Consider the following 21,736-nt stretch of genomic DNA (forward strand, 5'->3'; position numbering starts at 1 on the left):
TTCCGTTGTATATTTACCTTATGATAACCTGAAATTTCTGATTTATCAATGATCATCAATTAAGAACATATTGTTGGTAATATTCACCTTCCACCGCTGGAACAGCGGTTTAGTCCAACATATATTTAATGGGAACTCTGATTATCGCATCGGCGGGGATACTCTTCGCCGGGAGTCCTCTGACTGTCCATTATTCTGTCTTGAAATAATCCTGATCAATAACCTTTGTTTACTGTTTTCTCTGTTTTTTGATTGATAAGGACTATAATAAAAATGATAAGGAGATAGACGTTTATGGGTATACCCGAATTGGTTGAAAAACACCTTCAAAGCATATTTCAGGCATCAGGAGACGAGTGGGCAAAGACGGAGGATGCCTTTATGCATTTGTGTTCCAGCTGGGAGAAAAAAGAGAGCCTTTTTTCAGAGCAGATCAGGCTTCTGGATATGGAAGAGCTTCAATCTATCTCTCCAGAGGATCCACGGGGAATGCTATTCCTTACTTTTTCCGGTTCCCTGGTCAGCCTTGGTTACGGGAAAGAGCGATGGATGGAATATGCCAGCATTAAACTTCGGACGGATGTTCCGGATATTGTCCTCTGTGACAAGACCTCCCTGGCAGGATCGACAGCTTATGGCCAGTCTGCCCGGTTTGACAGAGGACCCCTCAAGAGTACTTCTGCCCTGTATAAGATAGTGGCCTGTAAGGCTGAGGTTCCTGAAAAAGAACAGGAAAAGCGTATCCGCGAGGCGACTGTCTTTCTGACCAACTCCTTCATTCATCTGAACAGGGATCTGACTCTTCCCGTAAGCGGTCAGGAAGCCGATCAGTTTAACAAGCAGAATATCATTGCCTATCTGGCACGGAAAAGTGGTTTGACACAGGACAAGGTTCGGGAAGTGACGGATGATTATATCTCCATGGTGGAGACGGGTATGCTTATGGGGAAGAGTGTTTCCCTTGGAAGACTCGGACGTTTTTCACTCAATTTGAAACCAAGCCGGAAAGCGCGGCTGGGAAGGAATCCCAAAACAGGGGAAGAAATCACCATTCCTGCCAGGGAGGCCCACTGGAGTCCTGTGTTTAAGTTTTCTTCCAGTAGTAAGGAGAAGGCCGGGTCAATGCCGCTGCCTGAACCAGAGGATGAAGACTGAGGTCTATGCCTCGGCTTCTGTTGTTACTAAGCGCGAGTTTATGATAGACTAAATAGTAATATGAAAAAGGAAGTCTTCATGAAGTCTATTAATCCTCTCTATCTCATATCGTTACTCTTTTTATTACTCCTCTCCCAGGGTGTTTTTGCCTTGCAGGTCGGTGACAGCATTCCGGGTTTTTCTGTAGTTTCGGGTACGGGTCAAATCCTGATCAGGGATGACCTGAATAACAAGAAAGTGATGCTTTTTTATGAAGATCGATCTCAACTGGATCTGAACCAGGAGCTGAAGGATTATCTGAAGACTCTGACTCTGGATAAAAATAGTGTATTCACTGCAGCCATAGTGGACTGTTCTGACCTGGGGCTCTTTAAGAAACTCTGGGAGGATAAACTTGTTGATCAATCCCGTAAAAGCGGTCTGTCCGTCTATGGCGATTGGAACGGGAAGATGAAAGAACGATTTCGCTATGAGGACAAGACCTCCACATTCATAGTGATTAATGAATCGGGAGAAGTGGTCTACTTTAAAGCCGGAGTCATTTCATCGTCAGAATTCCCCAAAATCAGCAATCTGGTTCAATAAGAGTCCGGTTCATTTCGTGCCCAAAACCCTGCATCTTTCAGATAAACAAATTCTCTTCCTCTATTTTTTAATCCTTATTATTTCTGGTACAGGGCTGCTTCTGTTCCCCTCATCCTATAGTGCCGGGACATCAGATTCTGGGAAATTAAAAACCCTGGATGCCTTGTTTACGGCGGTATCCGCGGTCTGTGTGACCGGTTTGTCAACGGTCTCTACCGGTCAGTTGTCATTCTCCGGGCAGATCATACTCCTGTGTCTGATTCAGGCGGGAGGGCTCGGATTTATTACATTCTCTACCCTCTATCTATTTTTTCCAGGCAGTCGCTTTTCTTTCAGTAATACCGCCATTATTCAGGAGTATTACGGATCTGAGCACATACAGAAGCCAAAAAATATTGTTATCCGCATTATGGGATTCACCCTGATTCTGGAAATTCTGGGTATCCTGATCATTTTTTCGGGGATGACCCGCCAGGGCGTGGAACAGCCCTTCTTTTCGTCCATTTTTCATGGAATCTCCGCCTTCTGTAATGCGGGATTCTCCCTCTATCCCGACAGTCTCACAAGGTTTCGCAGTAACTCTCTGGTTATGGGCGGTGTCTCCCTGATGATTATCACAGGTGGTCTTGGTTATATGGTCTTATGGAATCTTGTTCGAAAAATAGGTTCCCCCGGGAAAGTTAAGATGCGTTACCACACCAAGGTTATGATCCTTTTAACATTTATCCTGCTCCTGTTGGGATTTCTGCTTTTCTTTTTTCTGGAGCGGAATAAATTATTCGCAGATATGGATACTGGTGAAGCCCTCATGGCGGCTCTGTTTCAGTCTATTACAACCCGGACAGCCGGCTTCAATACGGTGGAACAAGCGGGGTATTCTGATCCTTCCTATGTGCTCAATCTAATCCTTATGCTCATCGGGGGGGGCTCCGGATCCACCGCGGGGGGGCTGAAGGTCACTACCATATTTCTTCTGTCTCTTATTATCATTAAGGGTATTGATGATCATGGTGAGATTCCGTTTTTAAAACGGCGTATCAGCAAGGACCTCCTGAACAGAGCTTCTCTGTATTTTTTTAAAGCCATGATTCTCCTGATAAGCAGTGTCTTTCTGGTGAGTCTTTTTGAATCGTTCAATTGGAACAGTACTGTGAGTTTTCAGGAAATTCTTTTTGAATGTGTGTCTGCCCTGGGCACTGTCGGTCTTTCCATGGGGATTACATCGGAACTGGGCGACTTAAGTCAGCTTGTTCTGATCTGTACCATGTTTGCCGGACGTATCGGTTTGTTTGCCATTATTATCCCGGCGGTCAGTCCGGAATCAGTTTATAATATCCGCTATCCCGAAGGTGAGGTTTTGATAGGATGAAAAAACAATTAGCGATTATTGGACTCAGTACTTTTACAAGCCGGATTCTGGAACAGCTTCAATCATTTGACTGTGAAATCCTTCTTATTGATAAAGATCCTGTCATCATTGAGGCCTACAAGGACCGGGTTCATCGTGCCTTCATCGCAGATGTTCTGAATGAAGCGACCATCGGCAAACTTATTCCACCGGATATTGATGCTGTCATTGTTGATCCCGGAGACAGGATTGAGGTTTCCATTCTGGTGACCAACTATCTTAAGAAGCTGGGGATCAAGAAAATATTTGTTCGGGCTGAAACAGATGAACATGGTGAAATCCTCAATCTGATCGGTGCTAATCATGTGGTGTATCCAAACAGGGAAGCTGCCATGAGACTCGCTCCTATACTGCTCTCCTCTCATCTACTGAGTTATATGCCCCTCAGCTCCGATATGGTCCTGGCTGAGGTGAAGGCTCCCCCTGTTATTCTTGGCCAAAAACTCATCGAATCGGGTATCCGTGACAGAATGAACTTGAATGTTGTGGGTCTGAGGAGTGAAAAGACCGAGAATGAATATACATTTGTGGCCCCGGGTTATATTTTTCAGGAGGGAGATGTCCTTTTGATTGCCGGTGCCGAAAAGGATGTCCGAAAATTTTCTGATTCCATCCTGATCAAAGAAAACGCTGGTTTGACCAGCATGTTCAGCAGACTCTTCAACCGCTAGCCTGTAGATCCGTAAACTCTCATGAATGAGTACATCCGAAGAAACCAGTAATAAAAAAAAGCAGACCCTAAGGTCTGCTTTGTTCTATATAAACAGAAAGCTACTCACACAGAGTGGGGAGCCTTCTGGAATGCCGTGGTTCTGCAAATGCAGATCCTTACATAATTTCTCCCATCTTCTTGAAAAGATTCCATCTGTGTTTAGCATCCGCTTCTGCTTCGGCATAAAGGCCTTCCGCTTCTTTAGGTGCAGTTTTCAGTAACGCCGTGTAACGTCTTTCACTTCGGATAAAGTCCTGGAAGCTTTCGCTGGGTTCTTTACAGTCCCAGGCAAACTTCTTTCCTTCTTCCATTGCAGGGTTATAGCGGTACAGAGGCCAGTAACCGCAATCTACGGCTCTTTTCTCTTCAGTCTGAGTTTTCATCATGTCGATACCGTGAGCTATACAGGGAGCGTAGGCAAAAACAATAGAAGGTCCATCGTATGCAGCAGCTTCCATCAGGGCTTTCTGTGCATGCTGTCTGCTGGAACCAAGAGAAATGGAGGCTACATAAACATAACCGTAACTCATGGCCATGATACCCATATTCTTTTTACCCAGTCTCATACCGGCTGCGGCAAAGTTGGCAACAGCGGCAATGGGTGTTGCCTTGGAAGCCTGTCCTCCGGTGTTGGAATAAACCTCAGTATCCAGAACAAGGATGTTTACATTTTTACCCGAAGCAAGTACATGGTCTACACCACCGAATCCGATATCGTAGGCCCATCCGTCTCCACCGATGATCCATAAAGATTTATCGATGAAATAATCCTGAAGTTCGATAATCTTCGCTACAACCTCTTTCAAATCTCCTGAAGCCTGGTCCAGAGCGGCAGGCAGCAGTGCTTTAATTGCATCCTGTGCATCAATGGCCTTCTGAGACATATCTTTCCATAATTCCAGGGACGCTTTCAAGGCGGCAGTTAATTCAGTCGTGGTTCCGGCAGTCAAGAGATCGTCCACTTTTCTTTTCAGAAGAGTTCTGTTGGATTCAATTGCCAGCCTCATACCAAAACCGTATTCAGCATTGTCTTCGAAGAGTGAGTTACCCCAGGCAGGACCTCTTCCCAGTTCATTCTTACAGTAGGGAATAGTAGGGAAGGTACCACCGTAGATAGAGGAACAACCGGTCGCATTCGCTACAACCATGTTTTCACCGCATATCTGGGTTACCAGTTTAACATAGGGTGTTTCACCACAGCCTGCACAAGCTCCGGAGAACTCAAACAGTGGTTTTTTAAACTGTGTACCCTTTACATTTTCTTCGGATGATCCATCCAGAGCACCATAGGGCAGGGGCTCAAAGAATTTCTCGTTATCACTCTGACCTTTTTCTCTCTGGATATCCAGAGTACTGAAGATCAGTGCCTTGTTTTTGGCAGGACATGTTTCGATACAAACACCGCAGCCCTGACAGTCATCAATAAAAACCTGGATCTTGTATTTAAAGTCTATGTCTTTGTTCTTGTTGGGTTTCAGATCCAGTACGTTGAAAGTTGCAGGAGCATCCTTCAGTACAGAAGCGTCAATTTGTTTGGCTCTGATTGCTGCGTGAGGACAGGACTGTACACACTGGTTACACTGAATACAGTTGGCACTCTGCCATTCGGGAACCCTGGGGGCAACACCTCGTTTTTCAAGCTTGGTTGTTCCTGTGGGGAGTACACCGTCAAAACTCATGTGAGAAACAGGAATGTCATCACCCTTGAGGTGCATGATCTTTTCGATGATGTTTTTTGTAAAGTCATCTGCGTCTTCTGCAACGAGTCTTTCGGGCTTGTAGGAGACGGTGATGGACGAGGGAACTTCTACCTGTTCCAGAATCGCAGCGGCTCTGTCAACGGCTTCCCAGTTCATCTTGACGATATCTTCACCTTTCTTGCTATAGGCTTTTTTGATGGCGCCCTTCATGAGATCGATGGCTTCTGCTTCAGGAAGGATTCCTGAAATCTTAAAGAAAGCAGCCTGCAGAACGGTGTTTGTTCTGTTTCCAAGGCCGACGTCTTCTGAGATGGCTAGAGCGTTCATGTTGTAGAATCTGATCTTTCTGTCGATGATGATCTGCTGTTCAGGTTTTGTCAGGTGACTGAACACTTCTGAGGTGGGAATCTCTGAGTTCAGCAGGAATACTCCGCCTTCTTTCAAGGGACTGAGCATGTCATAACGGCCGATATAAGCGGGATTTGAGCAGGCAACAAAGTCTGCACTGTCAATCAGCCAGGGCATATTGACAGAAGATTTACCGAATCTCAGGTGAGAGGTGGTAATACCCCCGGATTTCTTTGAGTCATATACAAAATAAGCCTGAGCATTCATATCGGTGTTATCACCGATGATCTTGATGGAGTTCTTGTTGGCTCCCACAGTTCCGTCTGATCCGAGACCCCAGAACATACAGCTGACAATGTCTTTGGCAGAGACGTTTATCTCTTCATTGACTGTGATGGATCTGTTACTGACATCATCGTTGATGCCCACAGTGAAGCTGTGGAAAGCCTTGCCGTCAAGGTGGTCGAATACGGCTTTGACATGGGACGGGTTAAACTCTTTACTGGAAAGACCATAACGTCCGCCAATGATTTTCACATCTTTACCGGCCATGACTGTTGCAACATCCTGGAACAGTGGCTCACCCAGTGATCCGGGTTCTTTTGTTCTGTCCAGTACAGCAATCTTTTTACAGCTTGCAGGAACGGCATCGATGAAGTCTTTTGCAGAGAAGGGGCGATACAGACGAACCTTGATAGCTCCAACTTTTTCGCCTCTGTCTACAAGGAATTTAACAGTCTGTTCTATTGTGTCACAGGAACTACCCATGGAGATGATAATTTTTTCTGCATTGGGAGAACCGACATAATCAAACAGGTGATACTGTCTTCCGACTTTTTTAGCCAGAGCATCCATGTATTCCTGAACAATTCCGGGAACCGAATCGTAAATATTGTTCGTTGTCTCACGACCCTGAAAGTAAACGTCAGGATTCTGTGCGGCCACTTTTACAAAGGGTTTTTCAGGGCGCATGGCTCTGTCTCTGAATTGTTCAACATATTGAGGTTCTACCATTTCTTTGATGGTGTCATAAGAAATCTCTTCGACTTTCTGGATCTCATGGGATGTTCTGAATCCGTCGAAGAAGGCGAGGAATGGAACCTGAGTTTTCAGTGTTGCCAGGTGAGCGACAACAGCCATATCCATGGTTTCCTGGATAGAGGAAGCGGAGGTCATGGCAAAACCAGTGTTTCTGGTGGACATGACGTCTGCATGATCACCGAAGATTGAGAGAGACTGAGCTGCCAGTGATCTGGCAGAGACATGAAAAACTGTAGGAAGCATTTCCCCGGCAATTTTGTGCATGTTGGGAATCATCAGTAAGAGACCCTGAGATGCTGTAAAGGTAGTCGTTAGAGCACCTCCGGAAAGAGCACCATGAACAGATCCGGCAGCACCGGCTTCTGACTGCATTTCAACAACATCGACTTTTTTGCCGAAGACGTTTTCCCGACCCTGGCTTGCCCAGGCATCGGCATACTCACCCATATTGGAAGAGGGAGTAATCGGATAGATAGCGGCTACTTCGCTGAAGGCATATGCTACATGTGCTGCAGCTGTATTGCCATCAATTGTGACCATTTTCTTCGTGTTTGACATATGAAAAATTCCTTAAAATTAGAATAGAATTGCCCCAATATATTAAAACTTATAGTAAGAGAGCGCAAGGGTCATAATGGGGGTTCAGACTAAAAGTGAGTATGAAATTATCGAATCCTATTTCTGGTGAAGTTTTGCCGGGCTTCCGGTTTCTTAACGGTAGAGAAGGCGGAGAAATTCAAGCCTGGAAAACTCTAGCTGTAGATTCTTATCCACTTTTTCTTCCAGCAATTCATCGGTCTGGTCCGCCGTGAGGGGTTCCTCAAATGAATCCAGAATCTCTTTGAAAGCCTTTCTATAGGCCTCCTCTCCATAACTGTAAAAAATTTGTGTTTCTTTGTCAGAAACAGTCAAGGATTTCAGTTTCTGAATCTCCTCCAGAAGAGAGTTGTTCAACTCCCTGCATTCTGAAATAAAGAGGCGGCTCTGACACCTTTCCAGAAAGGAATATTGATCTGAAGGAGAGAGATATGAAAAGTCTACCGAGTCTCCTTCAATCAATCCATTCAGATCTTCCAGCAATTTTTTTTTGACCTCGGGAGACTGAAAGTCTTCCAGATCATCAAGGCGTTGTGAATAGTCTCTGTGCAACCGGGTTTTTAAATCCTGATCTGACGGTACCAGTATGGTCTCATATAAATGAGCAGGGTAATCTGTCATTAAAGGTGTAAAACCGTCCATGATGTCCAGATGTCTGGCCAGGAGTGGTTTCTGCCAGACCAGGGCGTTGAGGTACATATAACCAAAACCTTCCTGTACTGAAGATGAAAATATCAGATCACTGGCGCTGATCATTTCCTGATAGCTGATGCCGGCTTCACCAGGCAGGCTCCCGGTTCCCCAGAATCCGGGAATCAGACCCTGGGTAAAGGCTTTTTCACACAACTGGGAATACTCATTTTCCTGAGATGAAATTCCCGGGAGTGTGACAATCAGGTTCACGTCATCCTTTATAAGACTGCACAGAAATCCCCCTTCCAATACATTCTTGCGCCTGATGGATCTGACAGGATAAAGCCAGAGCTCTCCCTGGGGATGAAAATTCCCTTTTAACGGTGTATAGGCCTTTAATTTCTTCATTAATTCGGATTTAACAATGGGAACCTTGGACGGGTTCTCCTGCAGGGGCACGGGATTTTCCAATAGATGAATGATCCCATCGGGCAAGCCGGCTTCTTTCATGATGTTGAAATCTCTACCATTTATGACACAGTATCTGAGGCTGGAAGACCGGGGATAAAGAGATCCTGGAATGTTTGTTTTTAATTCATTTAAATTGGCATACCGGGCACATTCGGGGAAATCATGAATCTGATAAATCATTTTCTGATGACCCTCCCTGGCTATACGGTTCAAGGCTGCCGTTAAGGCCCAGTTTTTTCCAAGGTGGTAGTTATGAATCAGCCAGATTGAATGAGGAGATGAGAATCTTTCGAGCAGGAGTTTTCTGAGACTCTCTGGTGCAGGACGCTCCTTCTGATGGCTCCTGTAATCCAATTCGGAAATGACCTCAAGGGTGATAGGACATTGATTGGCTTCCGTGTGCAATTTCTCAATGGCTTCTCTCATGCTGGTAGTGTTCTGACTTCTTCCGCAAAGGATTTGTATGGATTTGATATTCTTCATACCTGCAAAAACCGGCAATGAGTGTTTTATAACGTCTGTAACTCCCCCGGGGAGGAGGTGATAATGGAAGATGATAAGATCAAATTTTCTGTTTTTCATAAGGAAGCTCCGGATCGGACAGGTTCTTCTTTTTTATATTAGATTGTAAAAAGACCTAAGGCAAGTTTTCTTTTGACTTGTCTCTTCCTCCCGGCATGACTTTCCTCTGTTCATCCGTAAACAATACAAGAGTTGAAATATTGAATTCCTCATTTATTGCCTGTATAATATACAAATAGATCGGTATTCTTTCAAATAAGGGTAAACAAATGAAAAGAGTTTTTCTCCTGATCATTATTTCGGTGTTTTTTTTCGGTTGCGGACCTCAAAAAATGGAACCCATAAGTGACGCGCCGGTTCAAGAAATATCTGCTCCAGTACCTGTTCAGGAACAGGCTCCGGCTATGGAGATCAGTACCGAAACAGAGGGCTTGGTTGTTTACCTGTCGGGTGACGTTTCAGTCAACAGAGGCGGGGAAGAATCATTCCTGGATATCGGTGATTCTGTGATGCAGAGTGATCTGATTGAGACAGGTGATGATGGCTATTGTGAAATCCAATTGGGAGAGATTGCCGTTGTCAGGATGGAATCCAATTCCATCCTGCAGCTTCAGGCTTTGATGACCAGTGATAAGGGAAGCCGGATGGCTGTGGATCTGAAGAATGGTACGGTTCTTTGTAAGGTCAAGAAGTTGCTGGAAGAAGATTCATTCCAGGTTAAAACGAATACAGTTGTCTGTGGTGTCCGAGGAACTCAGTTCAGTGTTTCTTCGGATGAAACCATTCAAGATACACTTCTCGCTGTAAAGGAAGGAGCCGTCGCAGTCATGCCTCGCTCCCTGGATAAGGTGTCAGAGCTGGCCGTCAATGAAGTTACTCTGGTACCTATTGCGGCTCAGATTCAAAAAACATCTCTGGTTGTGGGAGCCTCTGAAGAACTGGCCGTAAAATCGGATACTTTCAAGGAAACCGCTGAGCTCTCAAAGATCGTGGAAGCCGTCCTTCAGAAAGTGGAAGAAAAGCAGAAGGCTCAAACTGCTTTATTGAATGATGGCGGTGATGCTGAAAAAGAAAACCTGGCAGTCCTGGAAGCAGATATGCAGAAGGAAGTCGACAAATTGCTGGTTACTCTTGAAAAAACCCCCGAATCCATCGCCCCTAAACTGATGGAAGTTCAGGAATTGTCTGCGAAATCTCAGGAAACACTGAAATCAACGGATAGAATGGAAATTATGGCCTTGCCAGTGGCCGCCGCCGGAGTAGATGATGTGGTTCTTCCTGCCCTGTTCAAGATTCAGGTTTTAGTGACCCCTTCCAATGCTCTGATCCTTCAGAAAGGCAATGTTCTGGGAACTGGAAGCTTTTCTAAATTGTATACGGATGGAACAGAGCTCAAAATGGAGATCAGTCTGGACGGTTATAAAACTCAGACTCTCGAAATGATAGTAAATGAAGAAAGCTCAGGTAAATATTCCCTGACCCTCGAAGAGATCCCTGCTGAACCAGTTGAGCCGGTTGCAGTGGAACCGCCAACACCCGTATTGACCACAGCTCCGGTTGTTGAGACTCCCATTGTTGCCAAAGCGCCAGTTTACTCTGTTGAGGTCAGGATTGAACCAGCCGATGCAGCTTTCTCTGTGAATGGAAATAAAGGGACAGGCGGCCGCTGGAGCAGTGAAGAAACCGAAGGGGCTGTCCTTAAGGTCGAAGCCTCCCGCAATGGTTTTGAGTCCGCCTCTCAGCAGATTTCAGTGAATGCGACTACCGGTAGTGTTGTCATTAAGTTAAAACCAAAACCCCTGGAAGCTACTGCGTCCCTGGGTATGGGATCTCCTGTGGGAGTCCTTGTTGAGAAGGGCGGCATGTATCTGGCAGCCGATGCCAATGGAAAGCTTGCTGCCTTCAATCGAAGCGGTAAGGTTCTGTGGCAGTACAAAAGTGCCAACACACCCAATGCCAACTCTTCACCGGTAGAACACAACGGAAATGTGTATTTCTCCGGTGGAACGGAACTTGTTGTACTGAAGTCAGGAACAGGAGCCGTGGTCAATACAATCAGTCTGCCCGAAGAGCGCTCTCATATCTACGGCCGCCGGGTTGTACCCTTTGGTGATCAGCTGATGATGCCCACAAATGATTATATTGTTCTGATTGATTCCTCCGGTAAAGATGTGGGTTCTCTCCCCATCGGGGGGGGCTCCAGTATGTCTCCTGCCCTCTGGTCCGGAAAACCTGTCGTGGCTGACAAGAAGGGGTCTCTCCTTATTCTTGATCCTTCCAATGGTACGGTTCTGTCCTCGGTACCAACCTCTGCCATTCAGTCTGTGGCACAGAGCCCCTCTATTTATGAAGACAAGGCCGTGTTCAGCAGCAGAAAGGGAATCGTGGCGGCTGTGAATCTCAAATCGGGAACTGTCCTCTGGGAGCGGGAGCTGGATCGGACTATTTTTGCAGATGTCCTTGTGACAAAAGAAGGCTGCTTCCTCTATACAACCAAAAAAGAAGTCTTTGCCTTGTCATGGAAGAGTGGAGAAAATCTTTTTGCTCCCCTTAGTAATGTGACATCCATGCCCGGTTATGATAAGGGGCGCCTTGTGTTCACCGAGGGGAGCGGTACCCTGAAAGTTATGAATGCCGGGAATGGCTCCATCCTCAAACAGTACAATCTGAAGGATTCCTTCACAGCCAAACCGATTGTCCGGGATGGAATCATTGTGGGTGTAGGCAAAAGCGGACAGTTCTACAGAATCAATACCGAAGGAATTGTTGATTAAAACCAGTTAAAACGAATTGGATAGGCTGTTTTCTTTCTCCCTCAAGGGAGAGGAAAACAGCCTTTTTTATGGATGAGCGTACCTGTTCTTCAGAATGTATTCGGCCGGTCTGTTGTATACCAGGCTGTCTTTTGGGATAGAGGATGTGATCCAGACGTTTCCTCCGATGACAGTATTCTGGCCAATCGTTGTATTTCCGCCTAAAATTGTTGCCCCTGAATAGATGGTTACAAAGTCTTCAATCGTCGGATGCCTTTTGAGATTGGCCTCCTCTTTTTTGACACTGAGGGCTCCCAGAGTCACACCCTGGTAGATTTTGACATTGCTGCCAATTTGAGTGGTTTCACCAATGACAACACCAGTACCATGGTCGATGAAGAAGGAGTCTCCTATCTGAGCTCCCGGATGAATATCAATGCCCGTCTTTCTGTGGAGGTGCTCATTCATCATACGGGGAATCAGGGGAATATTCATTTTGTAGAGTTCATGGGCCATCCTGTGAACTGTGATGGCTTCCAGGCCGGGGTAGGATAGAATGACTTCTTCCCGGCTTTTGGCAGCAGGATCTCCCTCCAGTGCGGCGTTGACGTCTTTGAGTGCCATGTCCCTGATTGCCGTCAGGGTATTCAAAAATTTGTAGGTCAGTTCAGATGCCTCTGCATCACATTGAGAGTTTTTAATGGGCACATCCCTATTTCTGTAATGTATGCTCTTGCCGATTTCTGACATGAGGCTTTGTCCCAATCGAAGCATCTTTTCTCCAATATTTAATGCCAGGAACTCTTCTTCCAGGATTTCATTTTCCTGGAAACCGGGGAAAATAATGGATTCCAGTGTGGTGATTATATCTATGATGCTTTGCCGGGAAGGCAGGTTAGGACCGCTGAGGTGATTGATCCCCTCTTTCGCTTTAAATTTTTTGATAATATTCATTGTGATCCCGTCAATCTCTTTAATCATACTTCCAGTATCCTTCTTCCCGGCAGGGGGTATTTCAGTGTTCTTTTTATCTCTTTAAGACCTTTCAGTGCCGCCTCTTCTCCACGGTTGATACAGCCTTCAATATCTACAAAATCAAAACCGGTTCTATCAGATTTAATATGAAGGGTTAAATTAGCCCTGTCTCCGAATCTTCGCTTCTGGGTCTGACAAGCTGTCAGATAAGCTCTGAATAGTATGGCAAGGCCATTGTTCAACTCGTTGGGTGACACATTTTCGTAGGCGCTGACATCCACACCCAGGACTTTGGTACGGCCGAACTGTCTGGCTATCCATACGGGATAATTATTGATCACCGATCCGTCACAGAGCAGCGAGTCGGGTCTTTCCAGAGGTGAAAAAAAACCGGGATAAGCCATGGAGGCATAGACTCCGTCGGATAAAGACCCGTCGTGTATCACAATTTCATTGCCCTGCAGAAGATCTACCGCATTACAGTAAAAGGGAATCTTCGTCTCCTGAAAGGAGTTTCCCTTATAGATTTTATCAAAAAATGACCTGGCCTTGTGACCGCTATTGATGCCTCTTTCATTCATAAGAGTCCCTATAACCTCTTCAGCCTGGAGGAACCGTGTCAGACCGTTGTGAAAGGGGAGCTTGAATGTTATTCCCTCCTGAAAATCCTGGATATTAAAATCCCTGGCAATGGTTTCCATCTCTTTGATACTGCTTCCATTGGCCCATAAAGCCCCAATGACCGCACCCATTGATGTTCCGGCAATAAGATCGGGGTAAAACCCCTCCCTGTCCAGAACCTTAATAACTCCCAGATGTGCCAGACCCAATGCTCCGCCACCGGATAAAACCAGCGCCCATTTCATGTGATAAACATAGAATTCGGTTTATCAAAAGTCAAGCTTTGAGTATGATGGGGCCATGGATGAAACACTTCTGACTGTCCGGCAAAGGCTCTCCCAAATTATTTCACTTAGAAAGAATGAAACGGATTGGTTTGAGACTGACGGTGACAAGATGGTCTACAAAGGCAATCCTTATTACCTGAACCTTGCCGGAGAAGACGAGGGAATCAGAAAACAACTTCTCCCCACAGTGGAGGAACTGACTTTTCTTGAAATAGAAAGCGCTGATCCCCTGTTTGAAAAGATGCACTCCCCTCTACCCCGGATGGTTCACAGGTATAGCAACAGGGTGGCCATTCTTGTGACGGACCGCTGTTCAGTTCACTGCCGGCACTGTTTCAGACGTTCCTTTACAGGGACCGGGCATGCCGATCTGACCATGGCGGAGTGTGATCGTATGATCGCCTATATAAAAATACACCCTGAGATCCAGGAGGTTCTGCTTACCGGCGGTGATCCTCTGACTCTGGAAAATGTTCCCCTTCTGGATATTTTGAGTCGATTTCGATCTGTTCGAGATAATCTGATCATCAGGCTGGCCACCAGAATTCCTGCTGTACTGCCATTGCGGATTGACTTTGATCTCGCAAGGGAGCTTGAAAAAATGTCTCCCCTGTGGATAGTCATGCAGTTCAATCACCCATCCGAGTTGACAGATGAGAGCCGAACAGCCCTGAGACTTCTCAGGCAGGCTGGCATTCCCATGGTTAATCAGGCCGTGCTGCTCAGGGGGGTCAACGATAATTCTGATACACTTGCTTCCCTCTTTCAAGGGCTTATGGCTCAGGGAGTCAAACCCTATTACCTCTTTCAGGGAGATCTGGCCCGGGGGACGTCCCATTTCAGGGTTCCCTTACGCCGGGGCTGGCAGATTATGGATGAGCTCCGGCAGAAGGTCTCCGGCCTTGCTCTTCCAACCTATGCCGTAGATCTGCCCGGTGGCGGAGGAAAGATTCCCTTAACCCGGAGTCTTCTTCTGAGAGAAGATGAAAAGGGATATGTGTTCATAAATACAGACAAACGGGAATATACCTATCCCAGGGAGGAAGTGTGAAAGATATAAAATTAGTCTGGAAAGATCTGGGGAAGTCTGAAGAGCTCTGGAGAGGACCCATCTTTGCCATCGATCAGGTCATGAGGGAGAATCCCGATGGGAAGGAACGGGCCATGATTGTCTGCAAGGCACCAGACTGGGTGACCGTCATTCCTGAAATTCCCGGGGCAAGTGAATCCGAGTTCCTAATGGTCCGCCAGTTCCGCCACGGCAGCGGAAAGCTTTCCTGTGAGTTTCCAGCGGGAGTCATCGATCCAGGTGAGACAGCCCTGGACGCGGCACACCGGGAGCTTCGGGAGGAGACCGGTTTTACCGCATCAGAGATGATCCTTATTGGAGAAATCAATCCCAATCCGGCTTTTATGGACAATCTGTCAACAACATTCCTGGCCAGAGGATTGATACGAACTCATGATCTGGATCTGGATGAGAATGAATATCTGGAATGGCGGCAGGAGACCTTTACGAGAATTGCCGAAAATATGGGTCTGGGTGAGTATAACAGCGCCATTATGGTGCAGTGCTGGTACTGGTATCTGAAGTTTAAAGGAATCGCCTGAGGCGGTGTTTCTCAGCACTGGTGTTGCAATTGCTCAGGGCCGAAGGGTCAGTTCGAGTCCGGATATTATAAATAAAAAAAAGATTCAGCTTTCACTGAATCTTTAGACCAAAGGCGCCGAGCGGACTCGAACCGCTGAATGATGGATTTGCAATCCACTCCCTTAGCCGCTTGGGTACGGCGCCGAATGTGTAAAAAAATATAACAGAACCCTTTTTCTTTGTCCAGACCTGGTTGGAAAACTTTTGCTATTCCCTCATTTGCATAAAAAATATAACAGAATTATTCGCAAAATCATTCTGACTTATTATTATGATAGGGTGTATATTTCCCTTACCAGGATTAAGGATGATGAATATGAAAGAACAGGAACTTGTTAAGCTGCTGAAAGAAGCCAAAGAGGCTTATTATAATACGGATGATCCCATTTTGACGGATGCCGAGTTTGACTCGCTGGAAGAGACCCTACGAGCAGTGAATCCTGACAATTTATATTTTTCCACTGTCGGGTACCAGGCTGACAACAGCGGTAAAATCACTCATGCCGAACCCATGTTGTCCATGGGAAAAGCAAAGACCCCCCAGGAAGTTTTTAAGTGGATGGATAAACTGGGGCTTCCTGAGGCAACAAAATGGACCATACAGCCCAAAATTGATGGTTTATCCGCCTCCTGTTTCTATTCCGGGGGGAAGCTGCAGTATGTTGCCACCAGGGGTGATGGTAGGATTGGTCAGGATGTGACGACTATAGCCAATTTCATAAAAGATATCCCGGGCTTCATAGACGAAGCGGATCATGACATTGAAATTCGGGGAGAGCTGTATCTACCAAAAAATACAGACTACGACACGGGTGGCCGACCACTCCGGAATAACTGTGTAGGACTTATCAACCGGAAAGAAAACCGGGATGACCTAAAATATGTCCGTTTTGTATGCTACCAGACGGCCCGGTGGAATCCTTCGGAAAGTGAGGCAGGTATCATCGACTGGCTCACTGACATGGGTTTTCATACTATTGAGTATTTTTCAGTCCAATCCCGGGATGATGTCGAACTGCTGTACAGGACTTATTTGGATTCATACCGGGAGAAGTGGCTTTATGAGACAGACGGTCTGATCATGGCAGTGGATGATAACAGGCAGCATAGTGTAATTGACAGCCGTTGGGTGGTGGATCATCACCACCATTATGCCCTGGCTATCAAGCCCCCCTCGGCCTCTAAAATCACCCGTCTTACCGGTGTGGACTGGCAGGTGAGCCGGCAGGGGGCTCTCGTTCCGGTTGCCCTTTTTGAACCGATTCAGCTGGGAGGGGCGACCCTGGTCAGGGCCTCTCTCCATAACAATGCCTTTGTAGAATCCATGGCACTGCAGTTGGGGGATGAACTCCGGATTGAACGGGCCAATGATGTCATCCCCTATGTGAAAGAAAATCTCTCTTCCGCCACCAGAGAGGGGGAGCTCTTCTTCTCCACTCTGGCTCCCGAAAAGTGCCCGGCCTGCAGCAGCCCTGTTGTCGAAGAAGGGGTTCATCTGAAATGCAGTAACCCCGATTGTCCGGAGCGGAGATTTCAAACCATCTTATACTGGGTGAAGGAATCCGGAATGGATCAGGTCGCAGAAGGGACGATCAGAGTTCTTTTTGACAAAAAAATCATCAATAATGTCAGTGATATGTATCGAATCCAGTCCGCTGATCTGGAAGATCTGGAGGGGTTCGGGGATAAAAAGACCAATAATTTTTTGACCCAGCTGGAAAAAGTCAGAACCATGCAGGCTCCTGCTCTAATCAGCAAGCTGGGAATCCCCCTGGTTCAGCAGAAGGCTCTCAGGAAACTGGGAATCAACAGCATGAAGGATTTTGAGGACTTTAATGATGATACCTTTGTCACGGGGCAAAAGATCATTGCCTGGAAAAAGAATGAAGACAACCAGCGTTTTCTAAAAGACCTGCTGGAGGTCGTTCATGTAGAAGATGCAGTTGTCAATGAAACAAAAGGGCAGGTTTGTATGACCGGTAAGGGACCCCTGGGGCGTAAGGAAATACAGAAAATAATTGAAGAGAAAGGGTATGAATTCTCTTCTTCAGTGACTAATTCCACTTCCATTCTGCTCTGTGAGGATGCCGGGGGAAGTAGTTCTAAACTACAGAAAGCCCGAAAGAATGGCATTCGGCTTCTTTCCTATGAGGATTTTCTAAAATCCTGATTTTCAAGGAATAAGTTTTTCTACTCTCCGGATGTCTTCCACCCGGATACTGCTCTTGTTTCTGTCCAGGAATCTGGGATAGAGCTGTTCGCCTCCCAGAAGCACATAATCCGCACTGATTTCTCTTCTAGGGTTCCGTGGGTTCCCAATCTGCTCGCTGATGAGGTCTCTGTAACGCTTGTAAGCCATGAGAATGCTATCTTCGATCTGGGACTGATCTTTATCCAAAACTGGCTGAGTAGGAATGATGATGCTGTCTCCGGGGCGGACAAGGTCCGGATCGGAGAAGACGCTTATGTTCTTGCTGTAAAGATAGGGCCAAAGGGTTATATTACCCCAGCGTTTCTGAGCCAGGAGGCTGAAAGAGTCTCCCGGTACAATCCGGTAACTGGTTCCGGGAAGCACCGGAGGCTCGGGTTCCTTGATCTCTACTCCTTCGGTCCTTTCTATTGCAGCAGCAGGTTCAGGTAGAATCACTGCTTCTGGTGTTACGGCTTCCGGGAGAGCTATTTCCTCAACAATCATAGTCTCTTCAGTTTTTCTGAGTAATAACCATCCGGCTCCCAGGAAGCAGATTAGAAGAACCAAGCCGATGAAGATCGTTTTCAATGTCCTGAAACGATTGTCTTTTTTGAAACCGAAATCAGGCTCTTTGTGGAGATCCTCAGGAATCTGAGTCTCTACTTCCAGATTCTGAAACAAGAGTTCTGGATTGATTGATTCGGGTTCCAGAATCGGTTCGGGTTTTACTATTAAGGTTGTGGGTGGAATAATGGATTCTGTGGTCACTTCAATAACCGGTTCAGCCTCTGCGGGGGTACTGAGGATGTAGCGCTCTGCCTTGAGTAAGAGTCCTTCATGAATATCATCTTCCAGTATGATAGGTTTAAGGTGAGCGTAGCCGGCATTGATTCTGTCAGCTAATTTCCCAGCAGGACTGAATTTGATCCGGTAGTGAGAGGGGACGATGAGTTCCTCACCGGTCTGGGGATTCCGTCCCATTCTCTCTTTTACATATATTTTCTTGAAACTGCCGAATCCGAATAGAGAAAAATTATCATCCTTCTTCAATTCCCGGATAATAATGGTAAATAGCTCAGAGCCGAAATTGGCTATGCTTTCTTTATCCAGGTCTAACTTCTCCTGGAGCCGTTCTGCCAACCTTCCCGGTGTCAGTGAGCTACTCATTGATCTTTTCCTTGAATTTAGCAGAGGGTCTGAATTTTACTTTCCGTTTGGGGGGGAGCTTCATTTTTTTTCTGAGGGAAGGGTTGTAACTAATACGCTCATTTGCAATTTCGGTTTTAAAGGTTCCAAAACCAGTCTGATTGTAGCGTTCTCCCTCTTCCATGACGAGGACTATTTCCTCCATGAAGGCATTCAGCACGTCTCTAATATCCTTTTGGGGCATATCGAGGGATTGAGACAGCTCTTTGACCAGTTCCTGCTTATTCATATCCGTATATTATACAAACAATTCCAGGAGACAACAATCACATTTCTTTTCTTGAAACTAGAATGCGACTCCTGAAAACAGAATGATATTGGCATAGGGGAGGACTTCTCCTGTCCGTATGATAGCCTTTGAATTGGCGTTGAGCTTTTTAAATTCCTTATGGGGGATAAAAGACATGGCCGGTTTGAATCCCGAAGAAGCCTCATAATCTGCGATCATGGTCAGAATATCATCCAGTCCTGCCGCATTGTTGTTTCTGATCTCTTCTGCGAGGATTATTCTTTCAATGCATAACTCATTCAGTACAGCAGAAAGCACTTCTATAAAGGAAGGAATCCCCCTGCTCACTGCCAGATCAATCCTTTTAGTATTCTCAGGAATGGGGAGACCAGCATCTCCTATGGTTAAAGAGTCGGTATGACCCATTGAAGCAATCACAGCAGATATTTCTGAATTCAATAAGACACCTCTTTTCATGGTATCCTCCTCCTTATAGTATAAATCCGATTCATGGATGTTGCCAAATCAATATAAAGAAAAACCTAATAACCCTGCACTTTCAGTACCGATAATCAAAATAGGACTACTACGTTATGTCTGCCCGGAGTTTTCAGACAGACCTTCATCATATGTTGGATCAGTTTAAGGGAGAGACAAATGGATTTTATTACATATCTGGTTTACAAAGATTACATTCCTTTTCAAGTCGGGTTGAATCTTCTTCGTACCTGTATTGCAGAAGAGCATATGAATCGAATCACCGAAGAACTTGTTATCAGGAATATACTTTCCGAGGCACAACTCTATCAGTATCTCAATCAATGGGAAGTAGAAGAGCCGGAATAACCGGTTCCAGGATTCTCTTACCCCTTCAACAGCTACCGTTCCTATTTACCAAAATAACAAAGCCCAGTTTCATTCACGATTAAAATCCATATTATCGATATAAGTCCTGCAAAAAATGGAATATCATTCTCATTTGTATATAATTTGTCATATCTTAGTTGTGCCTTTTCAAATCGGGAGGTTTGTATGAAAAATATGGGATCTTTGGACCGAGTCATCAGGTTGATTCTTGGTGTTGTCCTTGTTGTTGCAGGAGTCATTCTGCAGATGAATAGCGGACATTCCTGGTGGTTAGCCCTGCCGGGTGCCCTGCTTGTTGTCACATCCGCTGCAGGAGTCTGTCCTGCCTACATTCCCTTTAAATTAAGTACTAAGAAAAAAGACTAAAAAATCCTGTCTGCTGTTTTAAAAGGCAGCAGACTGGTCAATAAATTGTAATTGTACAGTTAGCAAAAGAGTAGATAAGTTCATCACAATTTTCAGTTACCTGAATATTGAGCTTTAGGTATCCTTCTTTTGTTGCTCCGGAAGGGATGGAGGTAATGATTCCTACTCCGCTGTCTAAAACTGTATCAGAACTATCTTCAGCATCAAAGGGAACATGCACAATATCTAAGGTGACAGGAGAGCTGTTGGTCACGGAGAATGTGATGATAAAGGGTTCTCCTGTTGTTGTATTCTTCACCTCATAAGACACCGCTGATATGCTGATATCCGCTGTTGTCACATTTGCCTTCAGGTTCTCTGTTACCGTGAAGATTTCTGTGAGGGTATCTCCTTTATTTCCCTCTTTATCTGTGGGTGTTAATGCCAGAGTATAATCTCCTAAGGCCAGATCGTCGGTCTCAAACCAGGTTTCCCAGCTCGTCCCATCATAGATGCATGAATCATTAACTTCCAGACTTTTTATTTCGGTACCTCCCGACAGAATGCTGATTGTCAAAGTCAGAGAGTCGTTCTCCGGGTCATCAACGGCAACCGTCAGAAAGACAGTATCACCCTGGATGACTGAGTTGGTTGCTGTTTTGGAGCTCGAGCTGGTCAGGGAAATATCGGATAATACAGGAGGGTAGGTGGGAGGATACAGACTGCTCTCGCAGGAGAAAAGTATGAGAAGGGATACAATCTGGACAAAGATCCTTGCCTTGATCATGATTAAAGTCTAATGAAAGACCGTTCATTAATCAAATAAAAATTGATAAAAAAAACGGAATCCAATGGATTCCGCTTTAAGCTCCCCCGAACAGACTCGAACTGCTGACATGATGGTTAACAGCCACCCGCACAGCCGAATCATAGATGATCAGGATTTATCATGTATTTATACTATAACGAATTATGGAATCATGCAAGATCATGTTTGTGCATATTCCTCAAATAATTGATACCATTTCTGATACCACTATGTTTAATTAACAGTTTGTCTTGCCTGTTTTAATACTTAAAATGATAGAATCGTTGTGATAAGTGTCAGGGGCGTTCGTCAATGACCGTCCTGGGGAGGGTAGGGGGTTCGGTGACTTCACTATGATATAAACTTTATTCAATCGTTACATGGTCGTTTCAATGAAACAAAAATGCACTATTCAACCGTATATTAACGGTATATATTTCCAGAATGAATCAGCCAACATACGGAGATATCCGGCGATCAATCGAAGTCCTCCGCCGCTGGGAGCGAATGGCCCGGGGCCGGGGAAAGACTGTTACTATGTTTGGAACAAAGAGGATCTGGGAGATATTGGACTATTTTGAGAGTTCTAATTAGTCTTTTATGTTTTGATCTAATACCCTTCGTTGAAACT

General features: G+C 45.6%; 18 protein-coding genes and 1 tRNA gene. 10 read left to right on the forward strand and 9 right to left on the reverse strand.

Annotation, left to right across the window (positions count from 1 at the left end; all coding sequences use genetic code 11):
* Positions 1-294: 294 nt before the first annotated feature.
* From PF479_RS19510 to PF479_RS19525, 4 genes are all read left to right on the forward strand, one after another.
* Complete coding sequence (locus PF479_RS19510; RefSeq protein ID WP_298010404.1) at positions 295-1,155, forward strand: HU family DNA-binding protein; 861 nt, start codon at positions 295-297, stop codon at positions 1,153-1,155.
* A gap of 78 nt (positions 1,156-1,233) precedes the next feature.
* Positions 1,234-1,740, forward strand: a complete 507-nt coding sequence (locus tag PF479_RS19515; protein ID WP_298010407.1) for a YtfJ family protein — start codon at positions 1,234-1,236, stop codon at positions 1,738-1,740.
* A 16-nt stretch (positions 1,741-1,756) separates the two neighbouring features.
* Entirely contained in the window at positions 1,757-3,109 is a 1,353-nt protein-coding gene (locus PF479_RS19520; protein WP_298010409.1) for a TrkH family potassium uptake protein, read from the forward strand.
* Positions 3,106-3,819, forward strand: a complete 714-nt coding sequence (locus PF479_RS19525; RefSeq protein WP_298010413.1) for a TrkA family potassium uptake protein — start codon at positions 3,106-3,108, stop codon at positions 3,817-3,819. The genes PF479_RS19520 and PF479_RS19525 overlap by 4 nt, the downstream gene beginning before the upstream one ends.
* A gap of 157 nt (positions 3,820-3,976) precedes the next feature.
* Here PF479_RS19525 and nifJ read toward each other — a convergent pair whose 3' ends face one another.
* Both nifJ and PF479_RS19535 read right to left on the reverse strand, forming a co-directional pair.
* Entirely contained in the window at positions 3,977-7,507 is a 3,531-nt protein-coding gene (nifJ, locus tag PF479_RS19530) for a pyruvate:ferredoxin (flavodoxin) oxidoreductase (RefSeq protein WP_298010415.1), read from the reverse strand.
* Between the two features lie 153 nt (positions 7,508-7,660).
* Positions 7,661-9,232 (reverse strand): hypothetical protein, encoded by a 1,572-nt coding sequence (locus PF479_RS19535; protein WP_298010418.1) that lies wholly within the window; start codon positions 9,230-9,232, stop codon positions 7,661-7,663.
* Between the two features lie 209 nt (positions 9,233-9,441).
* Here PF479_RS19535 and PF479_RS19540 point away from each other — a divergent pair, with 209 nt between their 5' ends.
* Complete coding sequence (locus tag PF479_RS19540; protein ID WP_298010420.1) at positions 9,442-11,946, forward strand: PQQ-binding-like beta-propeller repeat protein; 2,505 nt, start codon at positions 9,442-9,444, stop codon at positions 11,944-11,946.
* Positions 11,947-12,012: 66 nt separating this feature from the next.
* Here PF479_RS19540 and epsC read toward each other — a convergent pair whose 3' ends face one another.
* Positions 12,013-12,906 (reverse strand): serine O-acetyltransferase EpsC, encoded by an 894-nt coding sequence (gene epsC / locus PF479_RS19545; RefSeq protein WP_298010423.1) that lies wholly within the window; start codon positions 12,904-12,906, stop codon positions 12,013-12,015.
* A complete protein-coding gene (locus PF479_RS19550) occupies positions 12,903-13,766 on the reverse strand; it encodes a patatin-like phospholipase family protein (protein ID WP_298010426.1) in 864 nt (287 codons plus the stop codon). Before PF479_RS19550 ends, epsC begins: the two co-directional genes overlap by 4 nt.
* Before the next feature lie 55 nt (positions 13,767-13,821).
* On the opposite strand from PF479_RS19550, the gene PF479_RS19555 reads away from it, so the two are divergent.
* A complete protein-coding gene (locus tag PF479_RS19555; protein ID WP_298010429.1) occupies positions 13,822-14,859 on the forward strand; it encodes a KamA family radical SAM protein in 1,038 nt (345 codons plus the stop codon).
* A complete protein-coding gene (locus PF479_RS19560; RefSeq protein WP_298010432.1) occupies positions 14,856-15,419 on the forward strand; it encodes an NUDIX hydrolase in 564 nt (187 codons plus the stop codon). Before PF479_RS19555 ends, PF479_RS19560 begins: the two co-directional genes overlap by 4 nt.
* A gap of 111 nt (positions 15,420-15,530) precedes the next feature.
* Here PF479_RS19560 and PF479_RS19565 read toward each other — a convergent pair.
* Positions 15,531-15,603: transfer RNA gene (locus tag PF479_RS19565), tRNA-Cys, on the reverse strand.
* 172 nt (positions 15,604-15,775) lie between these two features.
* Between PF479_RS19565 and PF479_RS19570 the strand changes: the two genes are divergently transcribed.
* On the forward strand, positions 15,776-17,629 hold the full coding sequence (locus PF479_RS19570; RefSeq protein WP_298010434.1) for a BRCT domain-containing protein: 1,854 nt from the start codon (positions 15,776-15,778) through the stop codon (positions 17,627-17,629).
* Between the two features lie 3 nt (positions 17,630-17,632).
* On the opposite strand, the gene PF479_RS19575 is transcribed toward PF479_RS19570, so the two are convergent.
* Genes PF479_RS19575 through rbsD form a run of 3 tightly spaced genes read right to left on the reverse strand, consistent with a single transcriptional unit; the run spans position 17,633 to position 19,562 of the window.
* The gene (locus PF479_RS19575; protein WP_298010437.1) at positions 17,633-18,817 is read right to left on the reverse strand and encodes an HU family DNA-binding protein; all 1,185 of its coding nucleotides are present in this window, start codon (positions 18,815-18,817) and stop codon (positions 17,633-17,635) included.
* Positions 18,810-19,085, reverse strand: a complete 276-nt coding sequence (locus tag PF479_RS19580) for an HU family DNA-binding protein (RefSeq protein WP_298010440.1) — start codon at positions 19,083-19,085, stop codon at positions 18,810-18,812. The genes PF479_RS19575 and PF479_RS19580 overlap by 8 nt, the downstream gene beginning before the upstream one ends.
* 57 nt (positions 19,086-19,142) lie before the next feature.
* Positions 19,143-19,562, reverse strand: coding sequence for a D-ribose pyranase (gene rbsD / locus PF479_RS19585; RefSeq protein ID WP_298010443.1), 420 nt, complete (start codon positions 19,560-19,562; stop codon positions 19,143-19,145).
* A 180-nt stretch (positions 19,563-19,742) separates the two neighbouring features.
* Between rbsD and PF479_RS19590 the strand changes: the two genes are divergently transcribed.
* Together PF479_RS19590 and PF479_RS19595 are read left to right on the forward strand one after the other, a co-directional pair.
* Positions 19,743-19,931 carry a hypothetical protein gene (locus PF479_RS19590; protein ID WP_298010446.1) on the forward strand — a complete coding sequence of 63 codons (189 nt, stop codon included), beginning with the start codon at positions 19,743-19,745 and terminating at the stop codon, positions 19,929-19,931.
* 186 nt (positions 19,932-20,117) lie between these two features.
* Positions 20,118-20,318, forward strand: coding sequence for a DUF2892 domain-containing protein (locus PF479_RS19595; protein WP_298010449.1), 201 nt, complete (start codon positions 20,118-20,120; stop codon positions 20,316-20,318).
* Positions 20,319-20,355: 37 nt separating this feature from the next.
* On the opposite strand, the gene PF479_RS19600 is transcribed toward PF479_RS19595, so the two are convergent.
* Entirely contained in the window at positions 20,356-21,084 is a 729-nt protein-coding gene (locus PF479_RS19600; RefSeq protein WP_298010452.1) for a hypothetical protein, read from the reverse strand.
* Between the last annotated feature and the right edge of the window lie 652 nt (positions 21,085-21,736).

The sequence above is a fragment of the Oceanispirochaeta sp. genome (assembly GCF_027859075.1).
GTDB lineage: Bacteria > Spirochaetota > Spirochaetia > DSM-2461 > DSM-2461 > Oceanispirochaeta.